The following is an 18453-nucleotide window of genomic DNA, read 5'->3' on the forward strand; positions in this document are numbered from 1 at the left end:
TGCTCCTGACGTGATAGAACAGCGCGACACCGTGGACGGCGCGCACTTCGCCTTCACCGACAGGTGGGGCGGGGTGAGCGCCGTTCCGTACGAGGAGCTCAACCTCGGCGGAGCGGTCGGCGACGACCCCGACGCCGTACGCACGAATCGTGAGCTGGCGGCCAAATCCCTCGGGCTCGACCCCGCTCAGGTGGTCTGGATGAACCAGGTGCACGGGGCGGATGTGGTGGTGGTGGACGGACCCTGGGGTTCCGCTGCTCAGATCCCGTCGGTCGACGCGGTCGTCACCGCCCGCAGGGGTCTCGCCCTCGCCGTTCTCACCGCCGACTGCACCCCCGTCCTGCTCGCCGACCCCGTCGCCGGAATCGCCGCCGCGGCTCACGCGGGCCGGCCCGGCATGATCGCCGGGGTCGTTCCCGCCGCCGTACGGGCCATGGTGGAACTGGGTGCCGAGCCGTCCCGGATCGTCGCCCGCACCGGGCCCGCGGTGTGCGGCCGGTGCTACGAGGTGCCGGACGCCATGCGCGCCGAGGTGGCCGCCGTCGAACCGGCGGCGCACGCCGAGACGAGGTGGGGCACGCCGGCGGTCGATGTGAGCGCTGGCGTGCACGCGCAGCTCGAGCGGCTCGGGGTGCGCGACCGGGAGCAGTCGCCGGTGTGCACGCTGGAGTCGCAGGATCACTTCTCGTACCGCCGCGACCGCACCACGGGTCGGCTCGCGGGCTATGTCTGGCTGGACTGATGGACATGACGGACCGTAAGGACCAACTCGCCGCGAATCTGGCGAAAGTGGAGGCGCGGATCGCCGCCGCGTGCGCGGCCGCCGGGCGCAGGCGTGACGAAGTGACCCTGATCGTGGTCACCAAGACCTATCCGGCGGGCGATGTGCGGATGCTGTCGGAGCTCGATGTGCGGCATGTGGCGGAGAATCGCGATCAGGACGCGGCGCCGAAGGCTGCCGAATGTACGGATCTGCCGCTTACTTGGCACTTTGTCGGTCAGTTGCAGACCAACAAGGTGCGATCTGTGGTCGGTTATGCGGATCTCGTGCAGTCCGTCGATCGTTCCAAGCTGGTGACGGCCTTGTCCAAGGAGGCCGTGCGGGTCGGGCGTGAAGTGGGGTGTCTGCTTCAGGTCGCGCTGGACGCGGGCGAAAGCGGAAGGGGAGAGCGAGGTGGCGTAGCACCGGGCGGAATCGCGGAGTTGGCCGACCTCGTCGCCGATGCTCCGGGGCTGCGGCTCGACGGGCTGATGACCGTCGCCCCGCTCACCGGGGAGTACGCGGGGCGCCAACAGGCGGCGTTCGAGCGGTTGATGGATTTGTCGACCGACCTGCGCCGAGCTCATCCGGCTGCGAACATGGTCTCGGCAGGAATGAGTGCGGACCTCGAACAGGCTGTGGCGGCCGGAGCGACACATGTGCGCGTCGGCAGCGCGGTACTCGGAGTCCGTGCCGGGCTCGGGTAACGTCGCCAGGAAGTCGGACCACAGCAGAAAATATGGTCATTACCGCTAGATAGCGGGCATAACGACCTCGTGGATCGCGGGCACTTGGCATTAGTCAGTCGATCCACCACAGAGCGGAGGACTCAGAGAATGGCCGGCGCGATGCGCAAGATGGCGGTCTACCTCGGCCTCGTGGAGGACGATGGGTACGACGGCCGCGGTTTCGACCCCGACGACGACTTCGAACCCGAACTGGACCCGGAGCCCGAGCGGGACCGTCGACGGCACGAGCCGTCCCACCAATCGCACGGCTCGCACCAGTCCCACCAGGCACACCAGCCTGAAAGGGATGAATCGGTACGAGTGGTGCAGCCTCCGGCGCCGCGCGACCCGATGCCCCGATCCGCTTCGCTAGCCGCGGAATCTGGGCGTCCGGCGCGCATCGCGCCCGTGGCATCCATCACACAAGAACGCGCAAGCCTGGAGAAGAACGCACCGGTGATCATGCCCAAGGTTGTGTCGGAACGAGAGCCTTACCGGATCACCACGCTTCACCCCCGGACCTACAACGAGGCCCGTACTATCGGGGAACACTTCCGTGAAGGCACCCCGGTGATCATGAATCTGACCGAGATGGACGACACAGACGCCAAGCGACTTGTCGACTTTGCGGCCGGTTTGGTGTTTGGTCTTCATGGCAGCATCGAGCGGGTGACGCAGAAGGTGTTCCTGTTGTCGCCTGCTAACGTCGATGTCACGGCGGAGGACAAGGCCCGCATCGCAGAGGGCGGGTTCTTCAACCAGAGCTGAGACGCACAACCGGAAACGGCAGTACAACAGCAGTACGAGCAGTACATCGCAGCACGGAACAGGGGAGAGGGAAGCACGAGTCATGAGCGTGGTCTTGGATGTCGTCTACATCGCGCTGATGTGCTTTCTCATCGTGCTGATCTTCCGGTTGGTCATGGACTATGTCTTCCAGTTCGCCCGCTCGTGGCAACCCGGCAAGGCGATGGTGGTCGTTCTGGAGGCCACCTACACTGTCACTGATCCACCGCTCAAGCTTCTGCGGCGGTTCATCCCGCCGTTGCGTCTCGGGGGCGTGGCGCTCGACCTGTCCTTCTTCGTACTGATGATCATCGTCTACATCCTGATCTCCGTCGTGAGCCGGCTGTGAACGATACGGTCTTGCCGAATGCCGACGACTACGTTGAGGTGAAGAGATGCCGTTGACCCCCGAGGACGTGCGGAACAAGCAGTTCACGACCGTCCGCCTCCGAGAAGGCTATGACGAGGACGAGGTCGATGCCTTCCTCGATGAGGTCGAAGCCGAACTGACCCGCCTGCTCCGCGAGAACGAGGACCTGCGCGCCAAGCTGGCCGCGGCCACGCGCGCTGCTGCTCAGAACCAGCAGAACATGCGCAAGCCTCCGGAACAGCCGCAGGATCAGCAGCAGCAAGGTGGTATGCCGCAACAAGGCGGTATGCCGCAGCAGCAGGGCATGCGAGGGCCGGGCTCTCCGGTGCCCGCCGGCATATCGGGCCCGCCGCAGCAGCAGATGGGTGGCCCCATGGGTGGCCCGCCCCAGCTGCCTAGCGGTGCACCGCAGCTGCCCGCCGGTCCCGGCGGTGGTCAGGGCGGACCGCAGGGTCCCGGTCCGATGGGCCAGGGGCCCATGGGTCAGGGCCCGATGGGTGGTCAGCCCCCCATGCAGCAGCAGATGGGCGGTCCGATGGGTGGCCCCATGGGCGGCCCGATGGGCGGCCCCGGTCAGGGCCCTGGTGGCGACAGTGCCGCCCGTGTCCTCTCGCTGGCCCAGCAGACCGCCGACCAGGCGATCGCCGAGGCCCGTTCCGAAGCCAACAAGATCGTCGGCGAGGCGCGTTCGCGTGCCGAGGGGCTCGAGCGGGACGCTCGCGCCAAGGCCGACGCCCTTGAGCGGGACGCGCAGGAGAAGCACCGCGTCGCGATGGGCTCCCTGGAGTCCGCTCGCGCCACGCTGGAGCGCAAGGTCGAGGACCTGCGCGGCTTCGAGCGCGAGTACCGTACGCGGCTGAAGTCCTACCTGGAGTCGCAGCTGCGTCAGCTGGAGACTCAGTCCGACGACTCGCTGGCTCCGCCGCGGACTCCGGCGACCGCGTCGCTGCCGCCGTCTCCGGCGCCGTCCATGGCTCCGGCCGGTGCGAGCGCGCCGTCGTACGGTGGCAACCAGACGATGGGCGGCGGTCCTTCGCCCGCCGGCCCGTCCTACGGCGGTCAGCAGCAGATGTCTCCGGCGATGACGCAGCCGATGGCGCCGGTACGGCCGCAGGGGCCGTCGCCGATGGGTCAGGCTCCGTCGCCCATGCGGGGCTTCTTGATCGACGAGGATGACAACTGACGGTTGGTGGACCACTGACGGTTGGTAGTACGACGTAGGTGTCGGCAGCGTTCAGGGCGGGGCCCCGGATTTTCGATCCGGGGCCCCGCCCTTTGCTACGCAGTTTGGGCGGGCGGGGGCATTTTGGCGGGCCGGGGTTTCCTGGTTGTCCGGCGTTGGGGCTGAGGCGGGGTGGGTCGTGCGGTCCGGCGTTACGGGGTGCCGCCCATGGGGGTCTCCCCAGGCCCTTAAGGCACTGGGGGAGGCACGACTGACTGCGGACTGCGGACTGCGGAACTGACAACGCCGTCGGCGGCTGCGGGCGTGTGACTGCCCGCAGCCGCCGACGGCGTTCTACCCCGGAGAGCTACGCCTTTCGGAGGCGGAACGTCAGGGTCAAGCCGGTGTCCGTGAACGGGGCGCCGTAGCTGTCGTCCGCCTCGCCCTGGGCGAAGTCCGTTGCCAGGACCTCGTCGGCGATCAGACCGGCGTGCTCGGACAGGGCTGCGATCGTCGCCGGATCCGTCGCGGTCCAGCGCAGCGCGATGCGGTCGGCCACATCGAGCCCGCTGTTCTTGCGGGCCTCCTGGATCAGGCGGATCGCGTCACGGGCCAGGCCCGCCCGCCGCAGCTCCTCCGTGATCTCCAGGTCCAGGGCGACCGTCGCGCCGGAGTCGGACGCCACCGACCACCCCTCGCGCGGCGTCTCGGTGATGATCACCTCGTCGGGGGCGAGGGTGACCGTCTCACCGTCCACCTCCACCGACGCCGTGCCCTCACGCAGCGCCAGGGACAGGGCGGCCGCATCCGCGTCGGCGATCGCCTTCGCCACGTCCTGGACCTTCTTGCCGAACCGCTTGCCCAGCGCACGGAAGTTGGCCTTGGCCGTGGTGTCGACCAGGCTGCCGCCGACCTCGCTCAGAGACGCCAGCCCCTCCACGTTCAGCTCTTCCGTGATCTGCGTGTGCAGCTCGGGGTTGAGGGAGTCGAAGCCCGTCGCCGCCACCAGTGCCCGCTTCAGCGGCTGACGCGTCTTCACGCCCGACTCCGCGCGCGTGGCACGGCCCAGCTCCACCAGCCGCCGCACCAGAACCATCTGCTTCGACAGCTCGGGGTCGATCGCCGTCAGGTCCGCCTCCGGCCAGGACGCCAGGTGCACCGACTCCGGGGCGCCCGGAGTGACCGGCACGACCAGGTCCTGCCAGACCCGCTCCGTGATGAACGGCGTCAGCGGGGCCATCAGCTTCGTGACCGTCTCGACGACCTCGTGCAGCGTGCGCAGCGCCGCCTTGTCGCCCTGCCAGAAGCGGCGCCGGGAGCGGCGTACGTACCAGTTGGACAGGTCGTCGACGAACGCCGAGAGCAGCTTGCCGGCGCGCTGGGTGTCGTACGCCTCCAGAGACTGGGTGACCTGGTCCACCAGCGCGTGCAACTCGCTGAGCAGCCAGCGGTCCAGCAGCGGGCGGTCCGCCGGCGCCGGGTCCGCCTCGGACGGGGCCCAGCCGGACGTGCGCGCGTACAGAGCCTGGAACGCGACCGTGTTCCAGTAGGTGAGGAGCGTCTTCCTCACCACCTCCTGGATCGTGCCGTGGCCCACGCGGCGTGCCGCCCACGGGGAGCCGCCGGCCGCCATGAACCAGCGGACCGCGTCCGCGCCGTGCCGGTCCATGAGCGGGATCGGCTCAAGGGTGTTGCCCAGGTGCTTGGACATCTTGCGGCCGTCCTCGGCGAGGATGTGGCCGAGGCACACGACGTTCTCGTACGACGACTTGTCGAAGACCAGGGTTCCGACGGCCATCAGCGTGTAGAACCAGCCTCGCGTCTGGTCGATGGCCTCGCTGATGAACTGCGCCGGGTAGCGGGACTCGAACAGTTCCTTGTTCTTGTACGGATAGCCCCACTGCGCGAACGGCATCGAGCCCGAGTCGTACCAGGCGTCGATGACCTCCGGCACGCGCGCCGCCGTCTTCTGGCACTGGGGGCACGCGAAGGTGACCTCGTCGATGTACGGGCGGTGCGGGTCCAGGCCGGACTGGTCGGTGCCGGTCAGCTCGGTGAGCTCCGTGAGCGAGCCCACGCAGGTGAGGTGGGCGTCCTCGCAGCGCCAGATCGGCAGCGGGGTGCCCCAGTAGCGGTTGCGGGACAGTGCCCAGTCGATGTTGTTGTTCAGCCAGTCGCCGTACCGGCCGTTCTTGACCGTGTCCGGGAACCAGTTGGTGTTCTCGTTCTCCTGGAGGAGGCGGTCCTTGATGGCCGTGGTGCGGATGTACCAGGACGGCTGCGCGTAGTAGAGGAGCGCGGTGTGGCAGCGCCAGCAGTGCGGGTAGCTGTGCTCGTACGGGATGTGCTTGAGGAGGAGGCCGCGCTGCTGCAGATCCTCGGTGAGCTTTTCGTCCGCCTTCTTGAAGAAGACGCCGCCGACAAGGGGGACGTCCTCCTCGAACGTGCCGTCCGGACGGACCGGGTTCACGACCGGCAGGCCGTAGGCGCGGCAGACCTTGAGGTCGTCCTCACCGAAGGCGGGGGACTGGTGGACGAGACCGGTGCCGTCCTCCGTGGTGACGTACTCGGCGTTGACCACGAAGTGGGCCGCCTCCGGGAACTCGACGAGCTCGAACGGACGCTGGTAGGTCCAGCGCTCCATCTCGGTGCCCGTGAAGGTCTGGCCGGTGGTCTCCCAGCCCTCACCGAGCGCCTTGCCGACGAGGGGCTCGGCGACGACCAGCTTCTCCTCGCCGTTCGTCGCGACGACGTAGGTGACCTCGGGGTGGGCGGCGACCGCCGTGTTGGAGACCAGCGTCCAGGGCGTGGTCGTCCACACCAGGAGCGCGGCCTCGCCGGCGAGCGGACCGGAGGTGAGCGGGAAACGGACGTACACGGACGGGTCCACTACCGTCTCGTAGCCCTGTGCCAGCTCGTGGTCCGACAGGCCGGTGCCGCAGCGGGGGCACCAGGGGGCGACGCGGTGGTCCTGGACCAGCAGGCCCTTGTTGAAGATCTCCTTCAGCGACCACCAGACCGACTCGATGTACTCGGGGTCCATGGTGCGGTAGGGGTCGTTGAGGTCGGTCCAATAAGCCATGCGGGTCGTGAGCGCTTCGAAGGCGTCCGTGTGCCGGGTCACGGACTCGCGGCACTTGGCGTTGAACTCGGCGATGCCGTACGTCTCGATGTCCTGCTTGCCGCTGAAGCCGAGCTCCTTCTCCACCGCCAGCTCCACCGGCAGGCCGTGGCAGTCCCAGCCGGCCTTGCGGGCCACGTGGTAGCCGCGCATGGTGCGGAAGCGGGGGAAGACGTCCTTGAAGACGCGCGCCTCGATGTGGTGGGCGCCCGGCATGCCGTTGGCGGTGGGCGGGCCCTCGTAGAACACCCACTCGGGGCGGCCCTCGGACTGCTCCAGGCTCTTGGCGAAGATCTTCTGCTCGCGCCAGAAGTCGAGCACGGCGTGCTCGAGCGCGGGCAGGTCGACCTGGGCGGGCACCTGGCGGTACGTCGGCGTTGTCATCAGCGAGCTTCCTCCGGCGGACTTGCTGCCTTCCGTCCGGAGGGACGAGAGCTACGTGATTCCTGCGCCGCCTTCGGCGCGCTCCCGCGGTACCACCCTCCTTGGCTCCCCGGTGCGTCGTCCACGCCGGTGAGCCCCCTCATTGGGGTCGCGATGCCGGTTCTACCGACCGCTGCTGTTCGGCTGCGGCTTTCTTCCGGCGGCTCCGGGGTGATCTTCACGTCGCGCTCACCCCCGGGCTTCCACCGTCCCCGGGTCGCTCTGGGCTGCGTACGCCGCTACTCGTCCCCATCCAAGCTTTTCGCTCCGCCCAGTGTACGGCGCCGCGAGGACAGCGGCCGACCGGTTTTCGGGCGGCGGGGGGCGGTACGCGCGGAGCGCGTGTGATGACCCGAATGGGGTGGTGCACGTGTTCGGATTCTGGGACGTCCGGCCTGGCGGATTACCTGGCGGGGAGCTGGGCACAACGCATGCAGGTTTGCCGCGCGGCATCCGCGAGGCGGGCGAATCGGGCGGTGTGCCCCGTTGCCGCGGGACTCATGTCGATTTATCGTCCCAGCACGATTCGCGAGCGAAATCACAATATGTGAAGGGGCCGCGGCCATGGTGGCGAAGAAGACCGCCGTACAGCAGTCGGCGTCGGGCAGGGCCACACATGCCTCCGGCGGTGCGGCCAAGGACGTAGGCGGGAAGAAGAGCACGCAGGGGGCTTCGGCCGAGCGGGCGGCCAAGGCCGTGAAGACGGTGGATACGGCGGCGAAGAAGACCGCCCTGAAGAAGACCGCGCTGAAGAAGACGGCCCTGAAGGAGACCGCTCCGAGTAAGACCGCCCCGAGTAGGACCCCCGCGAAGAAGACCGCCGAGAAGGAGGCGGCCGCCAAGAGCGCGGGCACGGGAGCCAAGAAGGCCGTCGCGAAGAAGGCGGTCACCAAGAAGACGGCTGCGAAGAAGACACCGGCGAAGAAGATGCCGGTCAAGAAGACGGCCTCAGCGAAGAAGACCGCGACGAAGAAGGTCACGGCTTCCAAGACGGCTCCTTCCGGGAAGCCGGCAGAGGAGGAGAGGGCCGAGAGGCCGGCGGCCAAGGAGGCGGCCGGGAGGAAGGCAACGACGAAGAAGCCCGAGGCGAAGAAGCCGGCGGCCACAAGGGAAGCGGCCACAAAGGAGGTGGTCGCGAAGGAGACGGCTACGAAGAAGGTGGTCGCGAAAGAGGCTGCCACGAAGGAGGTCGTCGCGAAGGATGCGGCCACGAAGAGAGTGGTCGCGAAGGATGCGGCCACGAAGAAAGTGGCCACGAAGAAGACCACTGCCCCTAAGGGCACGTCCACGAAGAGCGCCCCTACGAAGAGCGCCTCAACGAATCGCGCCTCTACGAAGAGCGCGGCCAACAAAAGTGCGGCCGAGAACAGCACGGCCAAGAACGCGGGCGCGGCCGAGGCCGCGGAGCAGACGGGAGCCACGACGGTGGTTGCGAAGAAGACTCCTGGCACGGCCATGGCGGCGAAGACCGCCGTTCCCAAGGCACGGGTCGCCGCGGCGGAGCCCGGCGAGCTCGCGGTGCGCCCCGGTGAAGACCCCTGGACCCCGGAAGAGGTCGAGGAAGCGCGCGCCGAACTGCAGTCCGAGGCGACTCGGCTCAGCAACGAGATCACCTCGTCCGAGGAGTCCCTGGTGGGCCTGATGCGGGACTCGGGGGACGGCGCCGGCGACGACCAGGCGGACACCGGGACCAAGAACATCACGCGTGAGCACGAGATGGCCCTGGCGGCCAACGCGCGCGAGATGCTGATCCAGACCGAGCGAGCCCTGGAACGGCTCGACGCGGGCACGTACGGCCTGTGCGAGAACTGCGGCAACCCCATCGGCAAGGCCCGAATGCAGGCCTTCCCACGGGCCACGCTGTGCGTCGAGTGCAAGCAGAAGCAGGAGCGACGGTACTGATCGGTTCCCGGGTGCTTGCTGGTGGGCGTGCCGTACTCTCGTCCTCAGTCAGGTAACTAGGTTGAGGGACTCACGTGGCAGAGGCGGAGCGCATCATCGGTACGCCGGACACCCCGGAGGGGTCGGGGGCCGAGCCGGAGCAGTCGTCCGGGCCGGAATCCGGTTCGGACGGGCAGGAGGGTGCCGGCGCGCGGCCCCGGGGCAAGCGGCGGATCGCCGTGCTGTTCGCCGTCGCGGCCTTCGCGTACGCCCTCGACCTGATCAGCAAGATGATCGTGGTCGCCAAGCTGGAGCACCACCCGCCGATCGAGATCATCGGGGACTGGCTGAGGTTCGAGGCCATCCGCAACGCGGGCGCGGCCTTCGGCTTCGGCGAGGCCTTCACCGTGATCTTCACGGTGATCGCGGCAGCGGTGATCGTGGTGATCGCCAGGCTCGCCCGCAAGCTCTACAGCCTGCCCTGGGCGATCGCGCTCGGCCTGCTGCTCGGCGGCGCGCTCGGCAACCTCACCGACCGGATCTTCCGCTCGCCGGGCGTCTTCGAGGGCGCGGTCGTCGACTTCATCGCGCCCAAGCACTTCGCCGTCTTCAACCTCGCCGACTCGGCGATCGTGTGCGGCGGCATCCTGATCGTGCTGCTGTCGTTCAAGGGCCTCGACCCTGACGGGACCGTCCACAAGGACTGAGCCCGCGACCGGGCCCGCGCAGGGTTTTCCACAGGCTCCGTACGGGGCTGTCGGACGCGTCCGGCATACTCGACGGGTGAGTACCATTCCCGAGATCCGTAACCTGCCCGTGCCCGACGGCCTGGAGGGCGAGCGCGTCGACGCCGCCATCTCCCGCATGTTCGGCTTCTCCCGGACGAAGGCGGCCGAGCTCGCCGCCGCGGGGAAGGTCACGGTCGACGGATCGGTGGTCGGCAAGTCGGAGCGCGTGCACGGCGGGGCCTGGCTGGAGGTCGAGATGCCGCAGGCGCCCGCGCCGGTGCAGATCGTCGCCGAGCCGGTCGAGGGCATGGAGATCGTGCACGACGACGATGACGTGGTCGTGATCGTCAAGCCGGTCGGTGTCGCCGCCCACCCCTCGCCCGGCTGGAGCGGACCCACCGTCATCGGAGGCCTCGCCGCCGCCGGGTACCGGATCTCGACCTCCGGCGCAGCCGAGCGCCAGGGCATCGTGCACCGCCTCGACGTGGGCACGTCCGGCCTGATGGTCGTGGCCAAGTCGGAGTACGCGTACACCTCGCTCAAGCGCCAGTTCAAGGAGCGCACGGTCGACAAGCGGTACCACACGCTCGTCCAGGGCCACCCCGACCCGACCAGCGGCACCATCGACGCGCCCATCGGCCGCCACCCGAACCACGACTACAAGTGGGCGGTCACCGCCGACGGCAAGCCGTCCGTCACGCACTACGACCTCATAGAGGCCTTCCGCGCGGCCTCCCTCCTCGACGTCAAGCTGGAGACCGGCCGCACCCACCAGATCCGCGTCCACATGGCCGCCCACCGCCACCCTTGCGTCGGCGACCTGACGTACGGCGCCGACCCGACGCTCGCCAAGCGGCTCCGCTTGACCCGCCAGTGGCTGCACGCCGTACGGCTGGGCTTCGAGCACCCCGGGGACGGACGGTGGGCGGAGTTCGCGTGCGACTACCCGGACGACCTCCAGCAGGCGCTGGACCAGGTCCGGGAGGAGACGTACGCGTGAGCCGGCCGTACGTCGTGCGGGTCGCTGAGGACCCGGCCGACCGTGAGGCGTGCTTCGCGGTGCGCAAGGAGGTCTTCGTCGGCGAGCAGGGGGTCCCTGAGGACATCGAGTACGACGCCTACGACCCCGTCGCCGTGCATGTGCTGGCTGTTGGGGAGGACGGGGTGCCGCTCGGGACCGGGAGGCTGTTGTACGGCGAGGTGGCCGCGGAGAAGGTGGGCGGTGATCTGTCGGTGGGATCCCTGGGGCGGCTCGCCGTGACGAAGGCGGCGCGGGGGCTCGGTGTCGGGGGCGCTCTTGTACGGGCGATCGAGGATGCGGCGCGTGTGAGGGGGCTTGTGGCGGTGGATCTGCATGCGCAGACGCACGCGTTGGGGTTCTATGAGCGGCTGGGATACGAGGTGTACGGGCCGGAGTTCCAGGACGCGGGGATTCCGCATCGGGCCATGCGGCGCGTTTTGTAGGTGCGGCTGCGGGTTTCGCGGCAGGGCGTTTTCAGCGGTCCGCTCGTGGGGGCTCGTGTGCGCGGCGTGGGGACGCGCCGTCGGGGGACGGGCGGCCGTTGGTGCGGTTCGGGGGGAGGGGCGCTTCCGCCGTGTTGACGCGCGGGAGGGCGTACGGGTGTTCGTCGGCCAGCCAGCTGATCATGCGCTCGCGGATCGTGACCCGTACCGTCCAGATGTCGTCGGCGTCCTTGGCGGTCGCCAGGGCCCGTACCTGCATGGTGTTCGGGGTGGTGTCCGTGACGTCCAGGCCATAGGCGCGGCCGTCCCAGGCCGGGCACTCGCGCAGGAAGTCGCGCAGCTTCTCGCGCATCGCCTCCAGAGGGGCCGAGTGATCGACGTGCCAGTAGACGATCCCGGTCATCTGCGGGGTGCCGCGCGACCAGTTCTCGAAGGGCTTGGACGTGAAGTACGAGACGGGCATGGTGATCCGGCGCTCGTCCCAGGTCCGTACGGTCAGGAATGTCAGCGTGATCTCCTCGACCGTGCCCCACTCGCCGTCCACCACGACCGTGTCGCCGATGCGCACCATGTCGCCGAAGGCGATCTGCAGCCCGGCGAACATGTTGCTGAGCGTCGACTGGGCGGCCACACCGGCGACGATTCCGAGGATTCCGGCCGAGGCCAGCAGCGAGGCGCCAGCCGCGCGGAACGCCGGGAACGTCAGCAGCATCGCCGCCACCGCCACCACACCGACGACCGCGGAGACCACCCGCATGATCAGCGACACCTGCGTACGCACACGTCGTAGCCGGGCCGGGTCGCGGTGGGCGCGGGCGTAACGCGTGTACGTCGTCTCCACTATCGCGGCCGCGATACGGATCACCAGCCAGGCGGCGGCCCCGATCAGCACCAGCGTGAGCGTCCGGCCGATGGCGGCGCTGAATCGCTCCAGCAGATTCGCCTCGTCGTACGACGCTCGCAGCAGCGCCGAGCACAGCACGAGCTGGTACGGGATACGGCCCCGGCGCAGTAGGCCCCACAGCGGGGTCTCGCGGTGCCGTTCGTCGGCCTTGCACAGCAGACGGTCGGTGATCCAGCCGATGACCAACGTGAGCGCGACCGCGCCGCCGACCACGATCAGTGGACGGAGTAGGTTCTCCATGCCCTCGAACGTAACCGGCCCCGGGCGGGCATGAACATGTGACTTCGCGCTCAAGATGGGTACGGCCGCGGCGCCCGCGCCGGGACCTGCGCTGTCGTACCCGGCTGGCACCATGGCCTCATGAACATCATGCTCTTTCACTCGACCTATGGCCTCAGGCCCGCGGTGCGCGCGGCCGCGGACCGGCTGCGTGCCGCGGGGCACGAGGTGTGGACGCCGGACCTCTTCGAGGGACACACGTTCGAGACGGTCGAGGAGGGCATGGCCTTCCATGACGAGGTCGGCAAGGACGAACTGCTCAAGCGGGCCGTCCTTGCCGCCGCGCCCTACTCGGAACGGGGCTTGGTGTACGCCGGGTTCTCGCTCGGCGCCTCCATCGCCCAGACCCTCGCGCTCGGCGACGACAAGGCCCGCGGGCTGCTGCTTCTGCACGGCACGTCGGACATCGCGCCGAACGCGAGCGTGGACGAGCTGCCCGTACAACTGCATGTCGCCGAGCCGGATCCGTTCGAGACGGACGACTGGTTGAGCGCCTGGTATCTCCAGATGGGCAGAGCGGGAGCGGATGTCGAGGTGTACAGATACGCCGGGGCCGGCCACCTGTACACCGACCCCGACCTGCCGGACTACGACGAGGAGGCCGCCGAGGCCACCTGGCGGGTGGCGCTCGGCTTCCTCGAAACCCTCTAGACCCTCTAGACGGGGTCGTAGGTGCGTTCCACCTTCTGCGTACCGCTGCGCGTGCGGTACGAGCGGGCCCAGGACGAGGTCGCGTCCGGCTTCGTGCGGTCGGACAGGACGTAGTAGTCCATCTGCGCGCGGTCGGCGGTGAGGTCCAGGACGCCGTAGCCGTGGCGGTCGGTGTCGACCCAGCGGACGTGCCGGTTGGCGGCCTTGATGATCGGCGCGGCGATCGCGGAGATCGTGCCCTCGGGGGCTTTCACGATGTCGTCGAGGTTGTCGGAGGTGACCGAGGTGACCACGAACTCCGTGGCGGCCGAGGCGGACAGCGGGTAGGTACCGGCGTCCACCGGCACGTCGTTGGCCCACGCCATGTGGATGTCGCCGGTGAGAAAGACGGTGTTGCGGATCGCGTTCGAGCGCAGGTGGGCCAGGAGCTCCCGGCGGTCGTCCGTGTAGCCGTCCCACTGGTCGGTGTTGAGGGCGAGTCCCTCCTTCGGCAGGCCCAGCAACTCGGCCAGCGGCTTGAGGAGGTCCGCGGTGAGTGAGCCGATCGCGAACGGCGAGATCATCACCGAGTTGCCCACCAGCCGCCAGGTGGTGTCGGACGCCTTCAGGCCCGCCTTCAGCCAGTCGAGTTGGGCGCGCCCGGTGAGCGTACGGTCCGGGTCGTCGACCGAGCCGTTGCCCACGGCGACCTGCTGCGAGCGGAAGGAACGCAAGTCAAGGAGCGAGAGGTCGGCCAGCTTGCCGAAGCGCAGCCGCCGGTAGGTCGTGCCCGCGACCGCCGTGCGCACCGGCATCCACTCGAAGTAGGCCTGCTTGGCGGCGGCCTGGCGGGCGGACCAGGCGCCCTCGGCGCCTTCGGTGTGGTTCTCGGCCCCGCCCGACCAGGCGTCGTTGGCGATCTCGTGGTCGTCCCAGATGGCGACGACCGGAGCGGCGGCGTGCAGGGCCTTCAGGTCCGGGTCGGTCTTGTAACGGCCGTGCCGGGTGCGGTAGTCGGCGAGGGTCAGGATCTCGTGCGTGGGCGCGTGCGGCCGTACGACGGTGTCGCGCGTGCCGTACTCGCCGGTGCCGTACTCGTAGATGTAGTCGCCCAGGTGCAGCCAGGCGTCCAGGTCGCCTCGGGCCGCGAGATGGCGGTACGCCGAGAAGTGGCCGGCCTCCCAGTTGGCGCAGGAGACCACGCCGAAGCGGAGGTTGGCGACGGACGCGTCCGCCGCCGGCGCGGTGCGGGTACGCGCCACCGGGGAGTCGGTGGGGCCGGCCGAGAAACGGAACCAGTAGTCGGTGGCCGGCTGCAGGCCGCGCACGTCCGCCTTGACGGTGTGGTCTGAGGCGGCGGTCGCGGTGACGGAGCCCTTGGCGACGATGTTCGTCAGCGCCTTGTCCTTGGCGATGACCCACTCGACGCCGGTGTCCGGGCCGAGCCCGGAGCCGGGCGTCGCCTCGGTGGTGGGCGTGACGCGGGTCCACAGCAGGATGCCGTCGGGCAGCGGGTCGCCGGATGCCACGCCGTGCAGGAAGGCGGGGGCGGCGTCGGCGGCCCTGGCGGGCAGGGCGGCGGTGAGCGGGCCGGCCAGGACGGCGGTGGCGGCCGCGGCCTTGACGACCGTACGGCGGCGCGGGGGCAGCGAGTCGGCGCTCGCCGACGGCGAGGAGGCGCTGTCGGACGTGGAGTTGGCGCTTTCGGATGATCTGTATCGACTGGTCACGGGCGATCAGATTACTGACCAGTACGACGAAAGAGCGGGCGAACCTGTAAAGTTCGCCCGCTCTTCTACTGAAGGTCGGTTCAGGCCTTGAGGGCTGCCTCGATCGCCGTGTTGAAGTCGGCGACCGTCATCGGCGCGTTCTTGCCGTCGGCGCCGGTCAGCGTCTTGCCGTCCATCTTCAGGGTGGGGGTGCCCTGCACGCCGCTGTCGTCGAACTTCGCGGACATCTCCAGCGCCCACTTGTCGTAGGTGCCGTTCTTCACGGCGTTCTGGAACTTCGTGTTGCCCTTCAGGGCGGAGACGGTGTCCGCGATCTCGATGAGGTAGTCGTCGTCCTTGAACTTGTCGTCGGACTCCTCCGGGTGCCACTTCGCCGAGTACATCGCGGTCTTGTACTGGAGGAAGGCCTCGGGGCTGACGTTGAGCGCGGCCCCCAGGGCGCTGAGCGCGTTCTTCGAGCCCTCGCCGCCCAGGCCCTTGTCGAGGAACGTGGCGCCGATGTACTGGACCTTGAACTTGCCGTCCTCGACGTCCTTGTCCAGGGTCGGGCCGACGGTCTGCTCGAACTGGGCGCAGACCGGGCAGCGCGGGTCCTCGTACATCTCGAGGGTCTTCTTGGCGCTGCTCTTGCCGATGACGACGGTCGTGCCGTTCTCGCCGGTGGTGTTGGCCGGCTTGACCAGCTTGTCGTCCTTCGCGGCATCCCAGTAGCCGGGCTGGTTGCCCTGGACGACCGCGTAGCTGATGCCGCCGGCTATGGCCAGGACGCCGACTATGGAGCCGGCCACGATGACCTGTCGCTTGACCTTGTCGCGCTTGGCCTGGCGCTCGCGCTCCTGGCGCAGCCGCTCGCGGGCGGCGTTCTTCGCGGCCTGGCTGTTCCGCTTGCTCATGGGTGATCTCCGTAAGGGGACGCGCACACGTGGTGTGCGGGATACGTATGGCGGGGACTGGTGGTGCTCAGGTGCGTTCAGCGCTCTTCAGCGCTGTTCGGCGCTTGTTCAGGCGAAAGCGACCGAGCACGGCGGTCCACGCCGTCCCAGGGAGTGCACGAGGAACCGCTCGCGCGCGGTGGTCGTACGGCGGGCGGGGCGCCGAGGGCGGCCCACTTCGGGAGCCGGCCGGACCGTCACCGCCGCGACGGCCAGCAGCAGCGGCCGGAACGTGGTCGCGGCCACCGCCCGCAGCAGCTGGGCCAGTGCCCGCTCGCCGCGGCGCAGCCAGGCGGCCGCGAGAAGACCCACGCCGACGTGCGCGCCGAGCAGCAGCCAGGGGGTCGCCGGGTCGGCATGGGCGAGCAGACCGCCGAGCCGGTCGGTGTCGGTGCCCGTCACCCTCGCCAGCGGGGCGCCCACGCTGGTGCCGTCACCGCACAGCACGTCGAAGCCGACGGAGCGCAGCGGGCCCGCGACAGGGCCGCCTGCCGCGCCGTAGCAGACGTGCTGCCCGGTGGTGAACACCGTGTCGGCGGCCAGCTCCAGCGGGATCAGCAGGGCGGCGATCCGGCCGAAGCCGCGCTCGCGGCCGGCCAGGGCGTAGGCGAGGACGAACACGGCGACGGCGATCACGGCCACCGTGTTCAGCGGCAGCGGGGCCCTGGACAGCAGGACGTGCGACGCGGTGCTGAGCGTCACGACGAGTGCCGTGAACAGCGCCGCGCGTACGGCTCTGAGCTGGGTCCCGGATATGTCCATAGCGGAGGAGAGTCTGTCACGTGGGTCGGTAAGGGACCCCTAAAGGGTCCCTGTGAGGCGGCTGATTGACAGCGGACTGTTAGAGACCCGGAATCCGGCCGTTGCGGAACAGGTCCACGAAGATCTGGTGGTCGGCACGCGCGCGTGCGCCGTAGCTGTGCGCGAAGTCGACCAGCAGGCCCGCGAAACCGTCCTCGTCGGCCGCGATCGCCGCGTCGATGGCCCGCTCGGTGGAGAAGGGCACCAGGGACTCGCCGGAGGTGTCGTCCGCCGCCGAGTGCATGGTGGCGGTGGCGCGGCCCAGGTCGGCGACGACCTGGGCGATCTCCTCCGGGTCGTCGATGTCGCCCCAGTCCAGGTCCACGGCGTACGGCGAGACCTCGGCGACGAGCTGGCCCGAGCCGTCCAGCTCGGTCCAGCCCAGCCACGGGTCGGCGTGCGCCTGGAGGGCGCGCTGCGAGATCACCGTGCGGTGGCCCTCGTGCTGGAAGTAGTCGCGGATCACCGGGTCCGTGATGTGCCGGGAGACGGCCGGCGTCTGGGCCTGCTTGATGTAGATCACGACATCGTTCTCCAGGGCGTCGGTGGCGCCCTCCAGGAGGATGTTGTACGACGGCAGGCCCGCCGAGCCGATGCCGATGCCGCGGCGGCCGACGACGTCCTTCACGCGGTACGAGTCCGGGCGGGCCAGCGACGACTCCGGGAGCGTCTCCAGGTAGCCGTCGAAGGCCGCCAGCACCTTGTAGCGCGTGGCCGCGTCCAGCTCGATCGAGCCGCCGCCGGGCGCGAAGCGGCGCTCGAAGTCGCGGATCCCCGTCATCGACTCGAGCAGTCCGAAGCGGGTGAGGGAGCGGGCGTCGCGCAGGGCGTCCAGCAGCGGGCCCTGGGCGGTGTCCAGGGTGAAGGGCGGTACCTCGTCGCTCTTGGCGCCGGTGGCCAGGGCGTGGATCCGCTCGCGGTACGCGCCCGCGTACACCTGCACCAGCTCGGTGATCTGCTCGTCGCTGAGCGCCTTCGCGTACCCGATCAGCGCCACGGAGGCGGCGAGGCGCTTGAGGTCCCAGGTGAAGGGGCCGACGTACGCCTCGTCGAAGTCGTTGACGTTGAAAATCAGACGGCCCTCGGAGTCCATGTACGTGCCGAAGTTCTCCGCGTGCAGATCGCCGTGGATCCACACACGGGACGTCCGGTCGTCGAGATACGGTCCGCCCCGCTTCTCGGTGTCCAGGTCGTGGTAGAAGAGGCACGCCGTGCCGCGGTAGAACGCGAACGCCGAGGCCGCCATCTTCCGGAACTTCACGCGGAACGCGGCCGGGTCGGCGGCCAGGAGCTCGCCGAAGGCGGTGTCGAAGACGGCGAGGATCTCCTCGCCGCGGTGCTCGTCGTTGAGCTGCGGGACCGACATCGCTGGGTGCCTCCAGGTGCAGGTGGTGCGTGACGTGGTGGTGCTGACATGGTGGGCGGATCTTCCCTCACGCCCAACGTTCGACGGCGCTCGGGAGTGCCCGTGTTCTTCGCATGAAGGTACGCGGGGCAGCCCTCCGAGTGTCAGTGCCGAGGCATAGACTTCGACGCTGTCCCCCAGACTGTTCGCAGCCGGTCGGACACCCGTCGACGTATGTTTTCCTTGGAGGCCGCAGCCGTGTCAAAGCCGCCGTTCACGCACCTGCACGTCCACACCCAGTACTCGCTGCTGGACGGTGCCGCGCGGCTGAAGGACATGTTCAACGCGTGCAACGAGATGGGCATGACCCACATCGCGATGTCCGACCACGGCAACCTCCACGGGGCGT

At 69.2% G+C, this 18453-nt stretch carries 17 protein-coding genes; 11 read left to right on the plus strand and 6 right to left on the minus strand.

Annotated elements, in window-relative coordinates:
• Window positions 1-10: 10 nt before the first annotated feature.
• From pgeF to CLM62_RS47870, 5 genes are all read left to right on the plus strand, one after another.
• Complete coding sequence (gene pgeF / locus CLM62_RS47850; protein ID WP_095756189.1) at window positions 11-742, plus strand: peptidoglycan editing factor PgeF; 732 nt, start codon at window positions 11-13, stop codon at window positions 740-742.
• 5 nt (window positions 743-747) lie between these two features.
• Complete coding sequence (locus CLM62_RS47855; RefSeq protein ID WP_095756214.1) at window positions 748-1467, plus strand: YggS family pyridoxal phosphate-dependent enzyme; 720 nt, start codon at window positions 748-750, stop codon at window positions 1465-1467.
• Window positions 1468-1596: 129 nt separating this feature from the next.
• Window positions 1597-2256, plus strand: coding sequence for a cell division protein SepF (locus tag CLM62_RS47860; RefSeq protein ID WP_095756190.1), 660 nt, complete (start codon window positions 1597-1599; stop codon window positions 2254-2256).
• A gap of 82 nt (window positions 2257-2338) precedes the next feature.
• Entirely contained in the window at window positions 2339-2623 is a 285-nt protein-coding gene (locus CLM62_RS47865; RefSeq protein ID WP_033318070.1) for a YggT family protein, read from the plus strand.
• A 46-nt stretch (window positions 2624-2669) separates the two neighbouring features.
• Window positions 2670-3827, plus strand: a complete 1158-nt coding sequence (locus CLM62_RS47870) for a DivIVA domain-containing protein (RefSeq protein ID WP_179382538.1) — start codon at window positions 2670-2672, stop codon at window positions 3825-3827.
• A 346-nt stretch (window positions 3828-4173) separates the two neighbouring features.
• Here CLM62_RS47870 and ileS read toward each other — a convergent pair whose 3' ends face one another.
• Window positions 4174-7311: an isoleucine--tRNA ligase gene (gene ileS, locus CLM62_RS47875; RefSeq protein WP_095756191.1), complete on the minus strand. Its 3138-nt coding sequence runs from the start codon at window positions 7309-7311 to the stop codon at window positions 4174-4176.
• Between the two features lie 603 nt (window positions 7312-7914).
• On the opposite strand from ileS, the gene CLM62_RS47885 reads away from it, so the two are divergent.
• The 4 genes from CLM62_RS47885 to CLM62_RS47900 all read left to right on the plus strand — a co-directional run bounded on the left by CLM62_RS47885 (window position 7915) and on the right by CLM62_RS47900 (window position 11423).
• Window positions 7915-9252: a TraR/DksA C4-type zinc finger protein gene (locus CLM62_RS47885; RefSeq protein ID WP_257004522.1), complete on the plus strand. Its 1338-nt coding sequence runs from the start codon at window positions 7915-7917 to the stop codon at window positions 9250-9252.
• Between the two features lie 74 nt (window positions 9253-9326).
• Entirely contained in the window at window positions 9327-9938 is a 612-nt protein-coding gene (gene lspA, locus CLM62_RS47890) for a signal peptidase II (RefSeq protein WP_095756192.1), read from the plus strand.
• Window positions 9939-10014: 76 nt separating this feature from the next.
• Entirely contained in the window at window positions 10015-10959 is a 945-nt protein-coding gene (locus CLM62_RS47895) for an RluA family pseudouridine synthase (protein ID WP_095756193.1), read from the plus strand.
• On the plus strand, window positions 10956-11423 hold the full coding sequence (locus CLM62_RS47900) for a GNAT family N-acetyltransferase (protein ID WP_095756194.1): 468 nt from the start codon (window positions 10956-10958) through the stop codon (window positions 11421-11423). Before CLM62_RS47895 ends, CLM62_RS47900 begins: the two co-directional genes overlap by 4 nt.
• Window positions 11424-11454: 31 nt before the next feature.
• Here the strand turns inward: CLM62_RS47900 and CLM62_RS47905 are convergent, their stop codons facing one another.
• The gene (locus CLM62_RS47905) at window positions 11455-12567 is read right to left on the minus strand and encodes a mechanosensitive ion channel family protein (RefSeq protein WP_095756195.1); all 1113 of its coding nucleotides are present in this window, start codon (window positions 12565-12567) and stop codon (window positions 11455-11457) included.
• Window positions 12568-12687: 120 nt separating this feature from the next.
• On the opposite strand from CLM62_RS47905, the gene CLM62_RS47910 reads away from it, so the two are divergent.
• Window positions 12688-13257 (plus strand): dienelactone hydrolase family protein, encoded by a 570-nt coding sequence (locus CLM62_RS47910; protein WP_095756196.1) that lies wholly within the window; start codon window positions 12688-12690, stop codon window positions 13255-13257.
• Window positions 13258-13262: 5 nt separating this feature from the next.
• Here CLM62_RS47910 and CLM62_RS47915 read toward each other — a convergent pair whose 3' ends face one another.
• The 4 genes from CLM62_RS47915 to CLM62_RS47930 all read right to left on the minus strand — a co-directional run bounded on the left by CLM62_RS47915 (window position 13263) and on the right by CLM62_RS47930 (window position 18065).
• Window positions 13263-14966, minus strand: coding sequence for an alkaline phosphatase (locus tag CLM62_RS47915; protein ID WP_095756197.1), 1704 nt, complete (start codon window positions 14964-14966; stop codon window positions 13263-13265).
• Window positions 14967-15046: 80 nt separating this feature from the next.
• The gene (locus CLM62_RS47920) at window positions 15047-15859 is read right to left on the minus strand and encodes a DsbA family protein (protein WP_095756198.1); all 813 of its coding nucleotides are present in this window, start codon (window positions 15857-15859) and stop codon (window positions 15047-15049) included.
• A 108-nt stretch (window positions 15860-15967) separates the two neighbouring features.
• Complete coding sequence (locus CLM62_RS47925; RefSeq protein ID WP_095756199.1) at window positions 15968-16660, minus strand: hypothetical protein; 693 nt, start codon at window positions 16658-16660, stop codon at window positions 15968-15970.
• A gap of 79 nt (window positions 16661-16739) precedes the next feature.
• Entirely contained in the window at window positions 16740-18065 is a 1326-nt protein-coding gene (locus tag CLM62_RS47930) for a DUF2252 domain-containing protein (protein WP_095756200.1), read from the minus strand.
• Between the two features lie 237 nt (window positions 18066-18302).
• Here CLM62_RS47930 and CLM62_RS53410 point away from each other — a divergent pair.
• Window positions 18303-18453 (plus strand): PHP domain-containing protein (locus tag CLM62_RS53410; protein WP_179382539.1); only part of this gene is annotated, 151 nt, incomplete at its 3' end.

The sequence above is a fragment of the Streptomyces sp. SA15 genome (assembly GCF_002291145.1).
In the GTDB taxonomy this organism is placed as follows: domain Bacteria; phylum Actinomycetota; class Actinomycetes; order Streptomycetales; family Streptomycetaceae; genus Streptomyces.